Raw genomic sequence first — 19049 nt, forward strand, 5'->3', positions numbered from 1 at the left:
CCTACAGCCCGTAAAAGACAGATCAGTTTAACCGACACCAAATACTACCACTGTATCTCCCGCTGCGTAAGGCGCGCCTTTCTGTGCGGTGAAGATAAATTTACCGGAAAATCATATGAACACCGCCGGGATTGGGTTGAAGAAAAGCTCCTGATGTTGGGCTCCGTGTTTTGTATTGATGTCTGTGCTTATGCCGTGATGAGTAATCACACCCACATTGTTTTATATGTTGATGATAAAAAGGCTAAGCGCCTGTCTGATAAAGCGATTGTTATTCGATGGCACAAGTTGTTTAAAGGCAATTGGATAAGCCAAAAATTTACTGAAGGTGAGCCACTCAATGAATCGGAACAATTGATACTCAATGAGCATGTCGCCAAATACAGAGAAAGGCTCGCAGATATTAGCTGGTTTATGCGAGTGCTTAACGAAGACATCGCCCGCCGAGCAAATAAAGAAGATAATTGTACAGGCCGTTTTTGGGAGGGACGATTCAAATCCCAAGCATTACTAGACGAGGCAGCATTGGCAGCTTGTCTAGCCTACGTAGACCTAAACCCCATTAGAGCCAAAGTCGCCGCAACGCCTGAAACCTCAGACTACACCAGCATTAAAAAACGCATCGACCACGCTAAGCTAGGCAAACAACCAAAAAGCCTACTACGCTTTGCTGGCAGCCCACGAAAACATATGCCTAAAGGCCTGCCCTTTGAACTCAAGTCCTATATTGAATTAATTGAGCTCACGGGAAAATGCATTCGGGTCGATAAACCCGGTTATATAAACGAAGCGCAACCCATTCTTACTCGATTAAATATAGACCCTGAGAACTGGATAAAACTCACCACGCAGTTTTCTCGGGTATTTCACGGTGCTGTTGGTCGAGAGCGAACAATAACCGCTTACTGTGAAACACTGCAAAAACGACGACGGACAAACCTAACAAACTGTGAGCGCTTGTTGGCTTAGCAGAGCAAGCTTTTCAACTCTAGAATTTCTTACTTCTGTATTTACAGCGCTTTGTCGTGCACGATAACTCGGTTTTGATGTAGAGATACGCTTGGGCGCTAAAAATTAGTCTATCTATAAACGTTTTTGACCAAAGTGATTGAAGTAATTTTATGCGTTTTTACTTCACTTCCTCAGCTTTGATGTTAATAGTAATGGGTGTCACTTATTTTTTATTTTACTTCACTTCCTCAGCTTTGACGTTAATAGTGGTGGGTGTCACTTCTTTTACTTGCTGTATTATCGCCGCCTCTAATTTAGTAGTGGTAACGANGAAATTATCGTTATCGCTTGATCATCAACTGCATAAACAAGCCTGTTAGTGTCATCAATACGACGAGACCAAAAACCAGATAAACTCTCTTTCAACGGCTCTGGTTTACCGATGCCCTCAAATGGGGAGCGCTTAACATCATTGATGAGTTTGTTNGATGCGCTTGAGTGTTTTCTTGTCTTGAGTTTGCCAATACAGATAGTCATCCCAAGCGTCATCAGTCCACGACAGTAAACGTTGACTACTACTCATCAATTAACTCTCGTGCTGTTGTTTTACCAGCACGGTACTGTGCAATCGAACGATTTANAGTGTTCAGCGTTTTGAGGAGAGCGTAGTAAGTGGACAGTCTCCATAAGGCTATTGTAGTAATCTAAAGACATAACCACAGCATCCTCAGAGTCACGACGTGTAATGACTGTTGTATCTGCGTCATTAACTACACCGTCTAGAACAGCTTTAAGACTATTTCTAGCTTCAGTAAAAGATACAATTCTCATAAGAACCTCTACATGTACATTTAATGGAACAAGTATAGTCTTCACCATTCTACTTGTACAGTAAGTTGAGCATGTAATATTGATAAGGTAACCAACACTCCGCTCACCGGAATTTTGGGAGCGGAGTAAGTGAAATTTCCGAGTGTGGTGGCTTGTTACATTACGTCATCATCAGCATTCAAAGCCATCTTTAAGAAGCTAGGCATTCTTGGATCTGTGAATTGAAAGCACCCCCTCGCGGGCTTATACAGAATTGTCTTTTCACTCCCTTTGGTTAATTTTGTTAGTCTTCGGCTTAAAGTCTGCGAATCAACGATGACACCAAATTTACTTTTTAATTTTTCTCTTAACTCAGAGCTACGAAATTCAGGTGTATTACAATAAGAAGCTGTAAGAAGCAGGAACTTATACTCCTGTGGAGTGTTTAATACGCGAAGTGTAGACTCAAGCATTCTTTGTAATGCTCCCTCAGAATCCTTCACCGCTTCATTGAGTGCACTTTTGAGTACATCTTTTGTTATATGCTTATTGCCTCTAACGATTGCAGCCTCACCACATTTTAAGCTAATTAAATGAGTGAAGTGGGGGTATCCAGCACTTATATCTACTATCTTTTCGACAACGCTATCATCAGGGCGAAGATTTAAAGAATTCATGCCATTAAGAATTATTTTCTTTAGGTCTTCGTCGCACATTCGTTGCAATGAAACTTCTTTTAAGCATCTTTCTACTGAAGGATGACCAGCTGTTAACTCTTCCCCAGTAGCCGCTATACCTACCACCACCAATTTGAAATTGGACTTATGATCGCTAAGCAATTTAATGAGTTCTGCAATTTTTTTCTTATCGGATTCATCTTGAAGTGCGTCAGCTTCGTCAATAAGCATAATTCCTGAAAGGGACTTTAAGTGATTCGCAACCCAAGATGGAGAGTCAGGTTTAAATGTGGTTACTATTGTAGTTTTTGTTTCCCTTTTAGAGGACAGGTCAGCCTTTGCGAAAACTGCATTTAATACTGCGCCACCACCTTGATTATGCGTTTGAGTTGCTTCTCTGAACGACAAATCAATCCCACATTTTTCAAGTGCTTCAACAAAAATAGAAGAGAAACTATCTCCAGAATCACAACGTTTCTCAAAAAAATGCCCGCGCTGAAGTTTATGTAAAATTAGTTTACAAGTAGTTTTCGCAAGAGATGTTTTCCCAACACCGCGATCACCGTAAAGAAGGATATGCTGGCCGGGAGAATTAATAACGCTGACTAATCTTGTTGCTTCATCTTCACGCCCAAAAAAATGAGATATTTCGTCAATCGGAATATGAGGCGTAAAAACATTTCTTATACCACTTTTAATAATTAAAGCCTCGTTATCGAGACCAAAACTTCCATTTGCCAACTTGATGCTCCTTTAGAAATTTAACAGCTCATTAGTATAAATTCTTTAATATCTCACTTATCCACAAGAGAAAAATCGCAATATTCAAGAAACTTTATTTAATAATTTTAGCAAATTACCAGTCAAACATTGTCATTCAACATACGAATTACCTGAAAAAACGAGTTATAACTTGTCTGCGAGAAAAATTACTGACACCCACAAATTTCAAATATGGCTGGGTGTCATAACCTTAAGCTGATACCCTTCGTTCTGTAGTGTTAGTTATGGTGGGTGCCCACGTTAGTTCTGCTTCCTCAGCTTTGATGTTAATAGTAATGGGTGTCACTTATTTTTTTATTTTTTCTTTTTGTTTTCACTTATTTTTGTTTTTTTGCTGTTCTTTAGAAAGAACATATATGTTAAGTAACAGGCGAAACAGAGTTACTGCTATTGCTTTTCCATAACCACATGCACGCGCCAAGACAAAAGCCGAGAAAAAGTGTTTGTAGCTGCAATGCTATAGGGTCTTTAATAACTTGCATAGAATAGTAAGCCGCTGAATTAATAACTACGTCACTTATCATTATTATCAAAGTTAAAATTATCCCCAGATTTCTATTCTTTAGCAGAATATAAATAGCTAAAAAATCAATAACACCAAGGGATGTCCAGTATAAATTCACCCAATTTGGTGCAAACTTATATGGTAGAAGTCCAAAGTATACATTGTCAAAAATATGAGTGACACCACCAAGAGCAAGACACAGTGAAATAATTGAGATACAAAACTTTTCCATAAAGCTAAACTTATCCAGTTTTTCTGATTTTATACTAAAAAAGCACAAACCTACTGTTGCGCCCCCTATTTCGTTAATTTATTAGGAGCGACTATTGTCAATGTTATGACCGCAATTATAACACCTTTCTTTAGGCAACCTATACCTATACCACCCCAGTATTACTTGATTTCTTCGGCACTTTTGGCACGAGTAAAAAATAGCTTTTAACACAAGTAAAACACCAACAAGCATTGAACCGATATAAAAAGGGTTAGTAAAGAAGTTATCAATCGTACCCCTATGAAATTGAAAACCTATAATACAGGCTACGAGTAGAGCCAAATGAATCTTAAACTGTAAACTACGCTTCAATTTAACTCCTAAAAATTGAGCCGAAAAATCACTGACACCCACAGCAGACGATTTTGTGTGCTTTTGCAAAGTAATCTATGATTTAACGCTATCCTCAAAGGGTTGAGGAGACCAAACTATAGCAGCAACTCATAAACGAAAAATCAGTATAATCGACATCAGATACTACCATTATTACTCAACATGTTCAGCCGATCTTGATACTTGATTACGTGCGATATAACCGATATAAAGTACTGCGACACACAGCAACATAGGCACTGATTTTAAGTAAGCAAAATAGTCATAAAAAAAGGTTACTTCCCAGAATACCTTTGCGGTTTCTTCGTTTATACCCATTCTATCTAGGTTACGGAGAAAGTTTTCCATCAATGCCAGAAAGTCTACGAAAGCTAAAACAATTGCTAGGAAATATAATGGCCCTTCAGCATAGTTTTTTTCAAAGACAGAAGCCGACTTTCCCCGAGTTAAAATAATAGCTATCTCGATACGATGCTTGAGTAAAAAGAGCAACAGTAGGCTGAGAGAAAACTGAATTGAAAACGCAAATATATTTTCTATAAAGTAGCTTTCCACAACAGGGAAGATCGCGATGCGAAGCATGTATATCGCTACAACTGCAAGAAAGTAAGGCACTGCAAAACATAACGTCAGTAGCTGACTATTTTTGTCTTTGTAAGAGTAAAAGAACAAAACCAACAATAAGATAAATAAAATGGACTCAAAAATAATTACGCCAAAAGCCGAACCCAAGATAAGCGTAAGAATACTGCCTTTGTCCTTCATATTGTCTGGATACAATCGTGAGAGCGCTTCGGTATCATCTAAAATATCAGCGAGTTTGACTCTACATAAGTCAGCAAACTTCATTAACGTGCCAAGCTTAAAAGAGCTAACACCATTGAGATAGTTGTCTAGCGTTCGCATGCCAATCCCGAGGTGGCGGCATATATCTTCTCGAGACATCCCGCGTTTATGCTTTAGACCTTTTATTAGCAGCCCTATGCGCTGGCTTACTTCGTACTCTTCTGGCGTTTGCATCGACCTACCATTTCCTTATTCCGTGATTTACTTATCGACTTATTATTACGCGCTTTGGGGCTGCTGCGTATTTCTTTTCCGTGCGAGTATTCCTGCATAGAGGAGTACTAAACTGAGTAATAATGGTACGGCCTTAAGATACCTAAAGTAATCGTAAAAAAAGGTTAACTCCCAGAATATTTTAGCTTTCTCCTCGTCGATTCCTAATCGTTCCAGATTACGAATAAAGTTCTCCATTAACGCCAAAAAGTCTATAGCAACTAGCAGCGTAGCCAAAAAGTAGAGAGGAGCTTCAATAAGGCTTTTTTCGAAAACAGCTGCCGATTTTCCGCGAGTAACCAATACCGAGAACATCAACCTGTACTTGAGCAGAAAGAGTAGTAACAGACTTAATGATAGGTGCTGTGAAAATGCATATACATTTTGCATATAATAGTTTTCAGCTGCAGGAAAAACGACATAGTTTAGCCAGTAGCCACCTATATTAGTTAGCACGTAGACCACAACAAAAATAGCAACTATGCATTGATTATTTTTATCTTTATGTGAGTAGCAAAGCAGTAAAATTAGTAAAACTAAGAAAACGGATTCAAAGAGCATAACGGAAGCAAGAGAACCCAAAAGCAATGTAAGAATACTGCTTTTGTCCTTCATATTGTCAGGATACAGTCGTGAGAGCGCTTCGGTATCATCCAAAATATCAGCGAGTTTAACTCTGCAGAGGTCAGCAAACTTCATTAACGTACCAAGCTTGAAGGAACTAACGCCATTAAGGTAGTTGTCTAGTGTTCGCATGCCAATCCCGAGGTGGCGGCATATATCTTCTCGCGACATCCCGCGTTTATGCTTAAGGCCCTTTATTAGTAGTCCTATACGCTGGCTTACTTCGTACTCTTCTGGCGTTTGCATCGCCCCGTTTTTCCCTTTAATCAAAACACCAAATTAACCCAAACATTACATTCTGTTTAATATGAAGACAAGTACATGTTCTAAATAGATGAGAGCAGCATAGGTATTGAGGTTGAAACATAACTAGGAGAATAAAATGCTCATGTTTTCTAACTGTGGCGGGTGTTTGCAATATAAAATTGAAACGCAGTATTCGAAAGCTACTGCGTTTACATAAAATTTAGCTAATTTTGGATTGGCTGCCTCTTTGTCCTAACAATCAAGCCTACGTATAAAAGAAGTACGCACAATAACATAGGGACAGCTTTAAGGTATTCAAAATAATCATAGAAGAATGTAAACTCCCAGAATAATTTCGCGGTTTCCTCATTGACTCCTAAACGTTCTAAATTACGAAGAAAGTTTTCCATTAAAGCTAAAAAGTCAACTAGAGCCGAAATAATCACTAAAAAGTATAGCGGACCCTCAGCGTAATTTTTCTCGAAGACTGAGGCTGATTTTCCTCGCGTAAGTATCACTGAAATCGTCATTCTGTGCCTAAGCAAAAACAACAGGAGCAAACTCAAAATGAGTTGAATTGAAAAAGCGTAGATATTTTCATAGTAATAACTTTCTACAGCCGGAAAAACCATATACTTCAACCCAAATGCGACAAGAACTTCTAGCACAAAAACGACTGCAAAAATAAGCGTTAACAGCAGACTATTTTCGTCTTTTCGGGAAGAAAAAACTAATATAAAGAGGGATACGCAAACGATTGGCTCAATAACAGTAGCTTTAGCAACATAAGCGAGCACCACAGCTACCATACTTGTTAATAACGATAAACTAAATAGACTTCTCATATTATATCATCCTAACCACTTGAGTTATTTGCTTCCGCTTGTACTTGTTGATCTTTCGTCCCGCCACCTTTTGATGCTCCAGAACCATAAATTTGCTTGCACAAAGAGCGACTAAGGACTATTTTTATTGGCTTTTTCTGTGCAGCCTTCATTGTTCTTTTCCTCACTTTTTTCTCCATACAGGCCAGAGAGCTTATCTGTATCTTCTAAAATATCTGATAACTTTACTTTACAGATTTCAGCAAACCGAAGCAATGTCCCAAGCTTAAAGGAGCTAGAGCCATTTAAATAGTTATCAAGGGTCCTGTCACCCACACCTAAACGCCGGCTAACCTCTTCTCGGGTCATCCCTTTTTTGCGCTTTAGCCCCCGTATCAATCGGCCGATACGTTGGCTTACCTCGTATTCTTCTGGCGTCTGCATCGCCCCACCATATCTCTCAATCACCCCAACCAAGTTAACCAAAAGTTTACATCCAGTTAAATGTAAAGACAAGTAGATGACAGTACTATTTTTAGGTGCACACTCGCAAAATAACCCAAAACAGAAACAAACTTATCATTATATTTGAATTTTTGGTATCAATTGATTCAAGCAACCCTCACTAAACCTGCTTATTTGTTGTTTTGCAGACCATTAAAATCAATAATTAAAAACACACAGACTTCTCTATTTTTATGTGAAAATCTTCACATTATTGTGTAGGCGCAGCATTTGCTTTATTTAAAACCTGCTTACGGCGCGCTGTTATTCCTGCGTATAAAACAAACATGCAGAGCAGATAAGGCACGGCCTTTATATAAGCAAAGTAATCAAACATAAAGGTCAGCTCCCAAAATGGTTTGGCAACTTCTTCATCTATACCTAAATGCTCTAGGTTACGGATAAAGTTTTCCATCAATGCGGCAAAATCAATCAAAGCTAACGTACATGCGAGTGCATAAAGCGGCGCATCTACTTGGTTCTTCTCAAAAATGCTGGCTGAATTCCCTTTGGTAAACCACGCACCTAAAAACATTCTGTATTTGATCATTAACGCCAGCAGTAAACTCAGTAAAAATTGAGTCGCAAAAGCATAGATATTTTCAATGTAATAGCTTTCAATAGCTGGGATCAATACAAATTTAAGCCAGTAAACAACGGCGATTTCTAACGAAAAAGCAAATATAAAAATTGCAACAATGCTTTGGCTATTCTTGTCATTACGCGCATAAAAAAATAACAAGATCAGTAGTGCAATGAAGATAACTTCAAATACTAAAACGCTGACAATAGAACTCATAAATAGTAAAAAGATATTGCCTTTGTCTTTAAAATTCTCAGGATACAAGCGCTTCAGCGCGTCGGTATCATCCAAAATATCAGCCAGCTTTACCTTGCAAAGATCCGCAAACTTTAACAATGTCCCAAGTTTAAATGAGCTCACTCCGTTTAAATAATTGTCTAACGTTCGTGAGCCTATACCTAAACGTTTACAGACATCTTCTCGGGTCATACCTCTGGTACGCTTTAACCCAAGTATTAACCTACCTATCCGCTGGCTTACCTCATATTCCTCTGGCGTTTGCATCTGTCCACCATTGTTTTACGTTAGCTCCCTTGAAATTAACCCAAACATTACATTTAGTTAAATATAAAGACAAGCTTCTCTCGATAAATTGCAATGAAAAAACAATAAAACACTCAATACTTCACCAACTTTACGTAATTTGAAACATTTTCATCGTTTTTCACGTTTAACCGCTCTTTAAAGACAAACCTTATTGAGGGTATGCCCCTCATAGCCGTGAGTAATCCGCAGCCGGCGTTTTAAAAAGATCGCTGGGTAAACCAGCTCCTACGCGGAGGTGTATCGCTGGGTAAACCAGCTCCTACGCGGAGGTGTATCGCTGGGTGAACCAGCTCCTACGCGGGGTGTATCACTGGGTAAACTTGCTCCTACGCGGAGGTGTATCGCTGAGTAAACCAGCTCCTACGCGAGGTGTATCGCTTGTGGAGTCAGTATAAAGTGCTTTGTGCAGCGGTTGGTGCCTCATAAAGATCGCTGGGTGAACCAGATCCTACGAGGAGGTGTATCGCTGGGTAAACCAGCTCCTACGCGGAGGTGTATCGCTGGGTAAACCAGCTCCTACGCGAGGTGTATCGCTGGGTAAACCAGCTCCTACGCGGAGGTGTATCGCTGGGTAAACCAGCTCCTACGCGGGGTGTGTCGCTGGGTGAACCAGATCCTACGAGGAGGTGTATCGCTGGGTAAACCAGCTGCAATATTAAAAGGTGATTGTTATGCTTTACAAAAAAGTACAGTTGTTCTATTTTAATAAAAGTACAAGTGTTCTTTTTTAGAGGTCAGGATGAAATTCAGCTACTTTAATGACAAAGACGGCTCGCTTATTACCAAGATAAGTCGGGGGGTCACAGGGCTTATGTGCACGCTTGCGCCACCTATTACTTCGAGGTTAGGTCAGGTATTACTGATGAGCCCGCATGGTAAGCGTCAGTATCAGTTTAAAAATAAAAAACCCAATGGTGAGTTCAATATTCTTACCTCGCTTGGTCGCGTTCATGTAAACGTGTTTGGCCTTGGTCCGAAGACCGTTGTGTTAAGTCATGGTTGGGCCGATAACAGCAGTTGCTTTGATACTTTGATCCCTGAACTCGTAGCAGCGGGATTTTGCGTTGTGGCGATTGATCATGTTGGTCATGGACAATCTCATGGTAAGCAAGCCCATTTGCTGGCTTTTGTTGAAGCACTGGATACCCTGATTGAGAAGCTAGAAGCCGATCGCCATGATATCGTGGCTTTGGTGGGGCATTCTATGGGCGCTGTGGCGCTGATGAACTTACCGGATTATCGCCTAGAAAATCGTGTGGTTATAAATGTTGCAACTCCCGTGCAGTTTTTTGAGCTGATGTTTGAGCGCGTTGCGCGAGCGGGTATTTCTGAAAAAATGCTGCACCAAGTGTTAGGCGCTATCACCACAAGATATGGCACGCATTGGCATTTGATCCGAGATAAATTCCACGACGGTGTAATTAAGTTTAAGCCGACATTTATTCACGATACCGAGGACAGATTTGCGCCATTTGAACACGTAGAGTCGCTTATCGCTGCCACTCCTGAGCGTTTAATCCAAACCTCAGGCCTTGGACATCGCCGCATTTTAGGCGATACTGGCGTTATTCAACGTATTACTCAAAGAATAACTGCATAAGTGATGAATAAAGGCGAGAGAACGAGACAAACCATTTTAGAACAAGGTATGCGCTTTAGTAGCCAATATGGCTTAATAGAAGTCACGATTGGTTCCATGGCAAAGCTTTGTGGCTTTTTTTNGGCTTATCTCGCATTTTGACAGTAAAGAAGATATGCAGTTGGCGATCCTCGATTACTGTGAAGATCAATTTATGTTGCATGTCGTCGCACCGGCACGACACCAAGATCCCCTTGTACAACTCAAAATGCTCTTTTCTATTTGGGCAGACTGGACTCGTGAACTATTTAATGAGCCACATTCAACTTGCCCGTTTATCAAAGCGTTGGTTGAATTTAATTGCCATACAGACAGCCCTATTCATACCAAAGTTACCGAGCAACATAACCGATTATTTAGCTATATTAAGCATAAAATCGTGCAAGGGATAGAAAGCGGTATTTTTCATCCTGAGCTTGATGCACAGTGCGCGGCGTACGAGCTATACAACTTGTATCTAGGCCATGCGATAGCGAAAAATACGGTACTAACAGAACATGCCAGCGAGTTGTTTAAACGTAATATTGAGCACTTACTCGAAAGTTATCAAGCTGATCCAAAAACACGGAGCGTATCTGCATGATTGAAATAATCTCTACCCCAACCTGCGATATTGTTGAGCAGCTTACTGAGCTATACATCGCGACCTTTTCAGCGCCGCCACGCAATGAAGAAATAGACCAAGCAGCCATTCGCTTGCTTATGGAAAAGGAAATCGAAGAAGGCGAAGTACGTGTTATTTTTGATGACTCAACACAGCAACTTATAGGCAGTTTGTCGCTAGTGCCAATCGCGCATTTTAAAGATAAAGCGCGCTTTGATCTTACGTCAGGCCTGTATATTTCGAACTTTATGGTTGATGCGAATATTCGCGGCAAAGGAATTGGCAAGCAATTACTACAAGACACCTTAGCCGCTACTCGCCAACCTATCCACACTCGTTGTCGAGTAGATGCCTTAGCAGTGAATCATTTATTTCAGCGCCATGGCTTTAAATTGGTTGCTAATTACACAACAATTATGAATAACTCGGTTGCGGCGCGTAATATCTACACCTATCAAGCTGAATAATCTGCGGATAATCCTTGGATTGTCATTGTTGATTAATACATTCACTCTTATACTTTGCCAAAGAGTCGTCGTGTAGAGTAATGAGATGCTGAGGTTTTTTTCGATTGAACACGGTGTAATTTCCGAAATGGAACCAAGCGCCGACACCCCGATTGAAATAGCAATCAAAAACGCCCATTGGATAGATACTATTAATCCCACTGAGGAGGAGCGAGTTGCTCTAGCAAACACGCTAAATATTACCCTTCCTGGTGCGGATGATGTAGAGGAAATTGAGGCCTCTTCGCGCTGTTTTATCGACAGCGAAGGTCTGCATGTACACGCTTTATTTATGTCTCCCAATGACGGGCGTTTTAATACGGTGACCGTGGCCTGCTTATTACAAAAAAACTGCTTATTAACCATTCGTGATGACGAGCTTGCGGATTTTAGGTTGCTGCGACTGCGTGCGCGCAAAGGGCAAGTGGCGTGCGATAACCCAAAACAGCTGTTAGTGACTTTATTCGACCAAAAAGTCGAAAACCACGCGGATATGCTTGAGGATATGCACCACCAGCTTGAAAAGCTCAGTGCCTATGTACTTGAGGAAGAAGACTCAGATCTAGAAGAAGCTGTTAGTCGTATTTCAAGACTAGAAGATGCTAACGGTAAAGTGCGCTTATGTTTGATGGACACGCAGCGCAATATCTCGTTTTTAATGCGTCATGTGGGGGTGCAATCTGAGGAGCGAGAAACGCTACGGGAAGTCACACGAGATATCGAAACGCTAATGTCGCACTGTGCCTTTCTCTTCGATAAAGTGAATTTTTTGATGGATTCTACGCAGGGTTTTATCAATATCGAACAGAACCAAATTATTAAAACCTTCTCCATTGCCTCTGTCGTATTTTTGCCACCCACTGTGGTTGCCAGTGTGTATGGAATGAATTTTAATAATATGCCAGAGCTAAACTGGGCTTGGGGCTATCCTTTTGCCATTGCTATTATGCTGCTCTCTGGTTTTGCGCCTTATTTATTCTTTAAACACAAAGGTTGGCTGTAAACTTTGGTTAATCTAGAGGTGTAGCTTCATTTCAAGCAGGCAAGGTGTAAATCCCGCTTTTTCATAAGCGCGAATTGCTGCGGCATTACTACTGTATACATCAAGGTAGAAGTCGTTGACGTTTTGGGTTTTACACCAAGCGATTAAGTGCTCCATGATCGCTTGATTCAAACCTTTACCACGATGCTCAGGTGTTACATACATAAACCCAAGATAACCATGCTGCGTGTGCTGTAGCTGCTGTTTAGATGCTCTTATCTGCACATACCCTGTTGCCACTATTTGCTCTGATACTTCACCAACAACCACTAACGTATTCGAACAAGTGAGTAATTTCTCAAAATCATAGTATTTGGCGTCTTGCGATTTGATTGCTGCGTTATACGGACGCTCTGCTTCAACCACTTGCTGTTCTAGGTCTAGAAGAGTGGTTAAGTCGTTGATGGTGGCTGGTCTAACTATCATATTTTTTCCTTAAAAAAAGCCACCTTAGCTTAACTAAGGTGGCAAAGCCACTATCTACAGTGTTAAAAATTGTCAGGGACTACATGAGGTTAAGTATTAATGGTCGTGAGACTCCTCTGCTGCAATACCAAGCCATACTAGTTTTTCTGGTACGTAATCTAGCTCAAATGTGTCTACCAGTTTGGCTTCTTCTAAATCAAACTTTTTAATTTGTTTTGCGATTGGGTCGCTCACATATACCGCTTGCTCTGAATGAGAAAATGTAATTTGAAAGCCGTGACCTTCTGGCATCGTAGTTAAATCAGCATCACTTACTTGTACTTCACCTGCAGCTTCAAAATGGTGTTCACCATCATGCTCATGACCGGCAAAAATGCTGAGTTTACCTGCGGTATCCATCACCACAACATGCTCACCCGCAAAGCTAAATCCAAAGCTCGCGATGCGATAGTTATCACTTACTTGCCATTCAAGCTTTTCGATATGGCCATGCTCTGGGTCAACCATCAGCACATCATTACCTGCTGATGCGATAAATTGTTCTGCATCGTGGTGGCCTTTGAGGGTGCCAATTCGCTGCCCGTCAGCAAAGTAATCTGGATTAGCTAGTTTTACTGCACTAAAGCTTTCACCTTGCTGAGTGATAACCGCAACACCATCACCACAACCAAATGCCACTGCTTCTTCATTTTGTGCGCTGCCGTGAAGTGCTGGACAGCTTACGTTAAATACCTGCTCTTGATGAAAATGGTCACCATGCGCATGATACAAACCAATTTGCGAGGGTAGAGAAGTTTCGGTTTGAGGGTCTCTGATCGTGCTAATTAGAAATTCGCCTCGAGCTTGCGCCGCACCGTGCATGTAAGTGTCGTAATGTAATGCAGCGACTTCGCTTTGCTCGCCGCTAATATGCGCTTCACTAAACATCGCGGCACTGGCATTTTGTTGGCTGTCTTTGTCGCCATCTGAGAACACAGTAATACCAGACTCACCGACAGTCACGTGTGTTGGCTTCACTGATTCTAAATGGAACGAAGCAAGTGCAGGCGACTCTTCGTGAGTATGGTGATGGTCGCCATGCTCCTCTTCATATAAACCACCGTCAATAAACTCCACTAAACCTTGGTCACGTTGTACCAAGACAGCAAAGCGGTGATTTTCAGAGCTATATACATATTTTGGATAGTGTGTAACGCCAATCGAGTCGATAAGTGATTTATCCGCCGTTGAGTACACATTCACAACGTTACTTTCTGCGCTAGTGACTAACAGGCGACCATTTGCGTCTGTGATCGCATCTCCATGATCATGATCATCATGACCATCGTCATCATTGCCATTATCTTGTGCTGGCGGGTCTACTTTTACAATTGTGTGCTCAGTACCACCACATGCAGAAAGAAGAATTGCGGAAATGGCAACTGCCAAAAGTTTACCTTTTAATACCATGAGAGAGATCCTATTTTTATTTATGTTATACCATAACTTTAAATATGTTATCTTATAACAAAACCAAAAACAACACCTCGACTAATCACCTATTGACTATTTTGCGCGCAAACCCAATAGTGAAGTATGAAATCCACTTGGCATTACCAGACAAAAGACACTCTCAAGATAACAAATGCCTTGATGTAACACTCCGGCTATATAAAAAGGACTACTTAATGGACTATTTGGTTGCTATCACTTTATTTGCTATTGCGTCTTCCGTAACGCCCGGGCCAAACAATATTATGGTAATGACGTCTGGCGTTAATTTTGGCTTACAGAGAAGCATCCCCCTGTTAAGCGGTATTTGTGTGGGCTTTTCGATCATGCTGTTGCTGGTCGGCTTGGGTTTTGCGCAGCTTTTTGAGCTATTTCCTAGTTTGCACTTTATTTTAAAGTGCATTGGCGTCATTTATCTTCTATACCTTGCCTACCTTGTCGCGATGTCTTCACCCACGACTGATGCAGACTCAAGCCCTCAACCTTTTTCGTTTTTAAAAGGCGCGCTATTTCAGTGGGTAAACGCAAAAGCATGGATTGTGGCAATAGGTGCTATTTCAACTTATACCTCCGCTGACGCAGACTTCATGAGTCAAAACTTGATGATCACCATTGTCTTTCTGTTGGTGTCATTTCCTTGTGTTGGGATCTGGTTGGTGTTTGGCTCATCACTCAAGTACGTGTTAAAAAATGAGCAAAGTCGTAGATGGTTTAATTTTGTGATGGCTGCATTACTTGTACTGTCTGTAATGCCTATCGTGCTGGAGATCTTTGCAGGATAATTCTCTGCAAAGATTACCGTGTTATTGTTACTTGTTGTCCTCTTTTTACCGACGGGCGATCACCCACACTGCATGTACAATTCCTGGTATATAACCCAACAATGTCAGCAAAATATTTAACCAAAAAGCCCCGCCAAGACCGACTTGTAAAAATACACCGAGTGGTGGAAGCAATATTGCAATTATGATCCTCAATAAATCCATTGTTCTCTCCTAAAAGTTATAGACGCTTTCATGTAGCATGGGTTATGCCAACTCAAAGGAATGCCTTTCGCATTAACCCAATAACAGTATAGGAGATAAAAAATGCCAGATTGAATTAATCTTAATTTTGCACTCATTTGGTATCACTTTTAGCAAAAAATCAAGAAAGTCGATCCGATAGCGCTGGGCTAAGAACATTCCCATTACTCACTATTTCCTGTTGTGCATTTATCTTAACAAGTATAGATGTCTTTGAGTCACGGATGTTTGAGTCAGATGTGGATGCCTTTGAGTCAAATGAAGCGCAAGCAAGAGTAATGTACGGTGTCATTACTGGGATCAGTTTTATTGGTGGCAGCTCAATTGTGAAAAACGATAACTCCACACATGGCACAACAACCGCTGCAGGTATTTGGTTGACCGGGGCAATAGGGAGCTTAAGCGCATAACAACGATATGAAATCGCAATTGTACCAAGCGCGTTCGGGTTTTTGGTGTTTCGCTTATTAGAGACTTGTAAAAAGCTTTCGAGTTCTCAATAAACTTACGTTGAACCTTTCGTTTTTTTGCTTGAGACTTCACGCTTGAGCTCTAACTTTTCGCCGAAGAAGTACTCGTAAACTAAAACAGCGATAAAATAAAAGAATCCAAAAACGCTGATATCAATAAGCAATTTACCGAAATCGAAGGGATCTTCGAATAAAAAATATTCAAAATCGGTAAGATAAAAAACTAATTTAGTCAAAAAAAGTGCGGGGAAAAGTGAAATAACAAATTTCAAATTAACGTCCTTTTAATTTGCCTGAGATACTATCCGAAGAGCAGTTTACCTGCTTTCTTCCTAGATTGCACGCAATATACATTTTATTTCGATAGTTTACAAAGAGTTACTATCTTACTTATCAGCTAAGCACTAAGCCCAGCCGATAATGAAACATCAAAACTTAATGATAGTCGAAACCGCTTCCTCGCTTGCCGTTTCGATAGATATTTTCAGCTCACGATTTTGCCAATCAATGCCTATCAAGCCGTAATTACTTCCCGATTTATTAATCAAATGGCGGTTAGATGTTGTCAACTTTGCGATGTCTTTGCTTATCGCACCAACTCGTCCGCTTGGAGTACTGGCACCTGCTGGCGCACAGTTGCCCCTCTCACCTTCGATACCGTTTTGGTTATCATCCACTTGGGTATAACACCAAGGTTTATCGTTGTCTCGCGTGATACAACCTTGATAGGTTGCACCTGCATATTTGAATAGTAATTGACATACTTTAACCTGAGCTTCGGATAATTAATGCCTTTCTAGCAGCCAGTTTTAGCGCTAACTGCGTTGAATTCACTTCCAATAGCCAGCTATTGGTGCGTAAATTCGTCTAGTTATCCCTAAAACTCTCTGGCTAGATAAGGAAATAATTTAATGTATGTTTAAAAACAATTAGTTAGCTCATTTCTTATCCAAACCTCAGGTTACTTTAGCAAAATTGCCATCCCCTTTGTCATCTGCGTAAATAGGTAACCGTAATGGGTTTTCAATTATGATAAGGCCAGTTTTGACCAAACCCCGATGCCATCACTTCGTAGACGTTAACTGCTTGACCATATGTGCTGCTTGCGGGAATTGTCTTTTGCAGAAGCTCTCCCCAATGTTGATCGCCAGACAAAAATACAACGGCTTTAGTCTTACCTTCGTTCACCGCCTTTTGTACTAACCTCAGCAAGCGCTCTCTTTGCGCTGGCATTTCAGCCCAAGTCGCCATCACAGGGATCTTAGCCTCTAAAAACTTGCGATATTCACTATTGTTCTTTTTATCATCGTACTTCTGGCGCATCACTGCCATATCAGTGGTATCTGCGTAGATATTGTCTCCTAACCAAAGAAACAGATCCGGTTGTTGGCCAATTAACTTGGCGAGCGCTTCTGGCATATTTCCTTTGGTTTTGAAACATGAACCTAACGCAACTCTATCTAATCGCTTACTTTGTAGGGGGTGAGTGTGAGCTAAAAGCGTTGGCGGCGCTTCTGGTTGACACTCTTCCCAACCCCCCCTTCGACATAACACCAAGGTACTGTGTGATTTTGGGTTGTACAGCCATAAAACTTTTCACCCTGATACTCCGATGGCGCTTTACACGCTTTTCCGGTTACCGTTTTGAATTCAGGGATGGTTTCTGTTCTGACATGACCCCAAGTTGCGCCTTCGATGCTTTGTTTTAAATAGCACCACTGCGAACCTGAATTATTTTTATCCGTCGTCCCTTGATACTGAGCGGCTAGATAGTTAAAAGTGGATTTACAAGACTCGTAGTGCACTTCGGGCTGCGCACTAGCAACGCTGCTCACGAGCATCAACACGGCTGGCGTGAGAGTATAAGTTTTTATCGTTTCCTCGGTATTTGAATGTTGGCATCCTTGCTAGTTTTCCTTGCGGGAACGGCGTCTAATTCGGCAATGTTAAATTTTGGTTTAATATTTACCTCAAGTTCATATTCACTTCCGCATTCATGAAATAATAAGAAAGTGGCTCAATAAATGAGCCATAACGAGGCCTTATGGCAAGTGATTGATAAGCCAATCAATAAATACTTGGATCCGAGCTCTTTTTGGTGAATAGGGATCAAATAACACATAGCGTTGCCATACCACAGGGTGAGGGGTATCAAAAAGCTGCACAATAAGTCCAGCTTGTTGAAAGTCTAAAAATAGTTCTTTGGAGACGATTGCCACACCTTGGCCTTTAAGCGCTGCGCTCAGTGCCATATCATTAGAAGAGACTCGAGTGTGTGGGCCTTTGGCACAAATACTTGAACCGCATATTCCCTGAGACTCAAACCATTGCTCCCAGCTTACTTTATCATCGTCGTGGTGGATAAGGTTGCATCTTGCTAAATCACTCGGAGACTTAATTTGCAGCGATTCTTTGTAGCTTGGTGAACAAACAGGGTAGTTGCTATCTTCCCCAAGATATAACTGCTCAAGTCCAGCGGGGCAGGCTAACTCTCGCTTGGTAGAAAACCGGATCGCGATATCAATATGATTTAAACGAATATCTTCAAAGCGATTAGAGCCAAGCACGCGAATTTGGATATCGTCATGAGATTCATAAAACGAGCTCAGATTAGGCATTAGCCATAAAGAGCAAAAAGACTGGGTTGATGTGATAGTTAAGCTACCAGCCAATTCTTGTGTTTGAATTTGATTTAATCCCCCAATAATACGCTTAAACGCACCTTGCGTAGACATTAACAACACTTCTCCGGCCTCAGTCAAATGCATATTGCGGCCCTTTCTGACAAAAAGCTTAACTGCAAGTGCATGTTCCAGTTGCCGCATTTGTTGACTTACTGCCGCTTGCGTAATGTTTAGCTCGAGTGCAGCTTGAGTGTAACTTTGGAGCCGAGCTGCACTCTCAAAACAGCGTAGTGCACTTAAGTGCCTTAACCTCTTATCCATAAGCTCAACTTATATTAATTGTAATTAACTATCGTTGGTATCCTGCCATATTTTGACCCAAGATACAGTCATAAATTACTTAACCTAAACGCAGTTTATTCACTACTACGACAGGAGCAACAATGAATTATTGTAAACCAAAGCCAAAGTCACAGTTATTACACTGGTTAACTATAATCGGG

At 41.0% G+C, this 19049-nt stretch carries 19 protein-coding genes and 3 pseudogenes (1 of these 22 cut by a window edge); 6 read left to right on the forward strand and 16 right to left on the reverse strand.

Annotated elements, in window-relative coordinates:
- Positions 1–969 carry the 3' portion of a transposase gene (locus tag CKO50_RS08330; RefSeq protein ID WP_095727778.1) on the forward strand. The gene continues 9 nt to the left of window position 1, outside the view, so the window shows 969 of its 978 coding nt (coding positions 10–978); the start codon falls outside the window, past its left edge; it ends in the stop codon at positions 967–969.
- 296 nt (positions 970–1265) lie between these two features.
- Here the strand turns inward: CKO50_RS08330 and CKO50_RS08335 are convergent.
- The 9 genes and pseudogenes from CKO50_RS08335 to CKO50_RS08375 form a co-directional block, all read right to left on the reverse strand.
- Positions 1266–1534: pseudogene (locus tag CKO50_RS08335) on the reverse strand (Txe/YoeB family addiction module toxin).
- A pseudogene (locus CKO50_RS08340) lies at positions 1527–1782 on the reverse strand (type II toxin-antitoxin system Phd/YefM family antitoxin). Before CKO50_RS08340 ends, CKO50_RS08335 begins: the two co-directional pseudogenes overlap by 8 nt.
- 155 nt (positions 1783–1937) lie before the next feature.
- Positions 1938–3179, reverse strand: a complete 1242-nt coding sequence (locus tag CKO50_RS08345; protein WP_176474631.1) for an AAA family ATPase — start codon at positions 3177–3179, stop codon at positions 1938–1940.
- Positions 3180–3580: 401 nt separating this feature from the next.
- Positions 3581–3958 (reverse strand): hypothetical protein, encoded by a 378-nt coding sequence (locus CKO50_RS08350; protein WP_095727780.1) that lies wholly within the window; start codon positions 3956–3958, stop codon positions 3581–3583.
- A 528-nt stretch (positions 3959–4486) separates the two neighbouring features.
- The gene (locus CKO50_RS08355; RefSeq protein ID WP_095727781.1) at positions 4487–5353 is read right to left on the reverse strand and encodes a helix-turn-helix domain-containing protein; all 867 of its coding nucleotides are present in this window, start codon (positions 5351–5353) and stop codon (positions 4487–4489) included.
- 45 nt (positions 5354–5398) lie between these two features.
- Positions 5399–6262, reverse strand: coding sequence for a helix-turn-helix domain-containing protein (locus tag CKO50_RS08360; RefSeq protein ID WP_095727782.1), 864 nt, complete (start codon positions 6260–6262; stop codon positions 5399–5401).
- 224 nt (positions 6263–6486) lie between these two features.
- Entirely contained in the window at positions 6487–7107 is a 621-nt protein-coding gene (locus CKO50_RS08365; RefSeq protein ID WP_095727783.1) for a hypothetical protein, read from the reverse strand.
- Positions 7108–7263: 156 nt separating this feature from the next.
- A pseudogene (locus tag CKO50_RS08370) lies at positions 7264–7530 on the reverse strand (helix-turn-helix domain-containing protein); the annotation flags it as partial.
- Positions 7531–7801: 271 nt separating this feature from the next.
- Entirely contained in the window at positions 7802–8677 is an 876-nt protein-coding gene (locus tag CKO50_RS08375; protein ID WP_095727785.1) for a helix-turn-helix domain-containing protein, read from the reverse strand.
- 781 nt (positions 8678–9458) lie between these two features.
- Between CKO50_RS08375 and CKO50_RS08380 the strand changes: the two genes are divergently transcribed.
- From CKO50_RS08380 to corA, 3 genes are all read left to right on the forward strand, one after another.
- Positions 9459–10319 (forward strand): alpha/beta fold hydrolase, encoded by an 861-nt coding sequence (locus CKO50_RS08380; RefSeq protein WP_095727786.1) that lies wholly within the window; start codon positions 9459–9461, stop codon positions 10317–10319.
- A 618-nt stretch (positions 10320–10937) separates the two neighbouring features.
- Entirely contained in the window at positions 10938–11429 is a 492-nt protein-coding gene (locus tag CKO50_RS08390; protein ID WP_095727787.1) for a GNAT family N-acetyltransferase, read from the forward strand.
- Positions 11430–11514: 85 nt separating this feature from the next.
- Positions 11515–12471, forward strand: coding sequence for a magnesium/cobalt transporter CorA (corA, locus tag CKO50_RS08395; protein WP_010603700.1), 957 nt, complete (start codon positions 11515–11517; stop codon positions 12469–12471).
- 12 nt (positions 12472–12483) lie between these two features.
- Here the strand turns inward: corA and CKO50_RS08400 are convergent, their stop codons facing one another.
- Together CKO50_RS08400 and CKO50_RS08405 are read right to left on the reverse strand one after the other, a co-directional pair.
- A complete protein-coding gene (locus CKO50_RS08400; RefSeq protein ID WP_095727788.1) occupies positions 12484–12936 on the reverse strand; it encodes a GNAT family N-acetyltransferase in 453 nt (150 codons plus the stop codon).
- A gap of 96 nt (positions 12937–13032) precedes the next feature.
- Complete coding sequence (locus CKO50_RS08405; RefSeq protein WP_095727789.1) at positions 13033–14385, reverse strand: YncE family protein; 1353 nt, start codon at positions 14383–14385, stop codon at positions 13033–13035.
- A gap of 218 nt (positions 14386–14603) precedes the next feature.
- Here CKO50_RS08405 and CKO50_RS08410 point away from each other — a divergent pair, with 218 nt between their 5' ends.
- The gene (locus tag CKO50_RS08410) at positions 14604–15209 is read left to right on the forward strand and encodes a LysE family translocator (RefSeq protein ID WP_095727790.1); all 606 of its coding nucleotides are present in this window, start codon (positions 14604–14606) and stop codon (positions 15207–15209) included.
- A 45-nt stretch (positions 15210–15254) separates the two neighbouring features.
- Here CKO50_RS08410 and CKO50_RS08415 read toward each other — a convergent pair whose 3' ends face one another.
- Positions 15255–15413, reverse strand: a complete 159-nt coding sequence (locus tag CKO50_RS08415; protein WP_010369885.1) for a YqaE/Pmp3 family membrane protein — start codon at positions 15411–15413, stop codon at positions 15255–15257.
- 137 nt (positions 15414–15550) lie between these two features.
- Here CKO50_RS08415 and CKO50_RS08420 point away from each other — a divergent pair, with 137 nt between their 5' ends.
- Positions 15551–15862 carry an MgtC/SapB family protein gene (locus CKO50_RS08420; RefSeq protein ID WP_255229492.1) on the forward strand — a complete coding sequence of 104 codons (312 nt, stop codon included), beginning with the start codon at positions 15551–15553 and terminating at the stop codon, positions 15860–15862.
- 488 nt (positions 15863–16350) lie between these two features.
- On the opposite strand, the gene CKO50_RS08430 is transcribed toward CKO50_RS08420, so the two are convergent.
- From CKO50_RS08430 to CKO50_RS08440, 4 genes are all read right to left on the reverse strand, one after another.
- The gene (locus CKO50_RS08430) at positions 16351–16599 is read right to left on the reverse strand and encodes a hypothetical protein (RefSeq protein ID WP_255229493.1); all 249 of its coding nucleotides are present in this window, start codon (positions 16597–16599) and stop codon (positions 16351–16353) included.
- 346 nt (positions 16600–16945) lie between these two features.
- Entirely contained in the window at positions 16946–17341 is a 396-nt protein-coding gene (locus CKO50_RS24535) for a hypothetical protein (RefSeq protein ID WP_255229494.1), read from the reverse strand.
- A gap of 74 nt (positions 17342–17415) precedes the next feature.
- Positions 17416–17763: a hypothetical protein gene (locus CKO50_RS24540; RefSeq protein ID WP_255229495.1), complete on the reverse strand. Its 348-nt coding sequence runs from the start codon at positions 17761–17763 to the stop codon at positions 17416–17418.
- Positions 17764–17964: 201 nt separating this feature from the next.
- Positions 17965–18867 (reverse strand): LysR substrate-binding domain-containing protein, encoded by a 903-nt coding sequence (locus CKO50_RS08440; protein WP_095727792.1) that lies wholly within the window; start codon positions 18865–18867, stop codon positions 17965–17967.
- Between the last annotated feature and the right edge of the window lie 182 nt (positions 18868–19049).

The sequence above is a fragment of the Pseudoalteromonas sp. HM-SA03 genome (assembly GCF_002289345.1).
Taxonomy (GTDB): Bacteria; Pseudomonadota; Gammaproteobacteria; order Enterobacterales; family Alteromonadaceae; genus Pseudoalteromonas.

Excerpts from the sequence above, each read along its gene's own strand:
- CKO50_RS08405 (WP_095727789.1), bottom strand. The coding sequence starts at position 14,385 with ATGGTATTAAAAGGTAAACTTTTGGCAGTTGCCATTTCCGCAATTCTT.
- CKO50_RS08365 (WP_095727783.1), bottom strand. The coding sequence starts at position 7,107 with ATGAGAAGTCTATTTAGTTTATCGTTATTAACAAGTATGGTAGCTGTG.
- CKO50_RS08410 (WP_095727790.1), top strand. The coding sequence starts at position 14,604 with ATGGACTATTTGGTTGCTATCACTTTATTTGCTATTGCGTCTTCCGTA.
- CKO50_RS08350 (WP_095727780.1), bottom strand. The coding sequence starts at position 3,958 with ATGGAAAAGTTTTGTATCTCAATTATTTCACTGTGTCTTGCTCTTGGT.
- CKO50_RS08390 (WP_095727787.1), top strand. The coding sequence starts at position 10,938 with ATGATTGAAATAATCTCTACCCCAACCTGCGATATTGTTGAGCAGCTT.
- CKO50_RS08415 (WP_010369885.1), bottom strand. The coding sequence starts at position 15,413 with ATGGATTTATTGAGGATCATAATTGCAATATTGCTTCCACCACTCGGT.
- CKO50_RS08440 (WP_095727792.1), bottom strand. The coding sequence starts at position 18,867 with ATGGATAAGAGGTTAAGGCACTTAAGTGCACTACGCTGTTTTGAGAGT.
- corA (WP_010603700.1), top strand. The coding sequence starts at position 11,515 with ATGCTGAGGTTTTTTTCGATTGAACACGGTGTAATTTCCGAAATGGAA.
- CKO50_RS24540 (WP_255229495.1), bottom strand. The coding sequence starts at position 17,763 with ATGCTCGTGAGCAGCGTTGCTAGTGCGCAGCCCGAAGTGCACTACGAG.
- CKO50_RS08380 (WP_095727786.1), top strand. The coding sequence starts at position 9,459 with ATGAAATTCAGCTACTTTAATGACAAAGACGGCTCGCTTATTACCAAG.
- CKO50_RS08360 (WP_095727782.1), bottom strand. The coding sequence starts at position 6,262 with ATGCAAACGCCAGAAGAGTACGAAGTAAGCCAGCGTATAGGACTACTA.
- CKO50_RS08400 (WP_095727788.1), bottom strand. The coding sequence starts at position 12,936 with ATGATAGTTAGACCAGCCACCATCAACGACTTAACCACTCTTCTAGAC.
- CKO50_RS24535 (WP_255229494.1), bottom strand. The coding sequence starts at position 17,341 with ATGCCAGAAGCGCTCGCCAAGTTAATTGGCCAACAACCGGATCTGTTT.
- CKO50_RS08375 (WP_095727785.1), bottom strand. The coding sequence starts at position 8,677 with ATGCAAACGCCAGAGGAATATGAGGTAAGCCAGCGGATAGGTAGGTTA.
- CKO50_RS08355 (WP_095727781.1), bottom strand. The coding sequence starts at position 5,353 with ATGCAAACGCCAGAAGAGTACGAAGTAAGCCAGCGCATAGGGCTGCTA.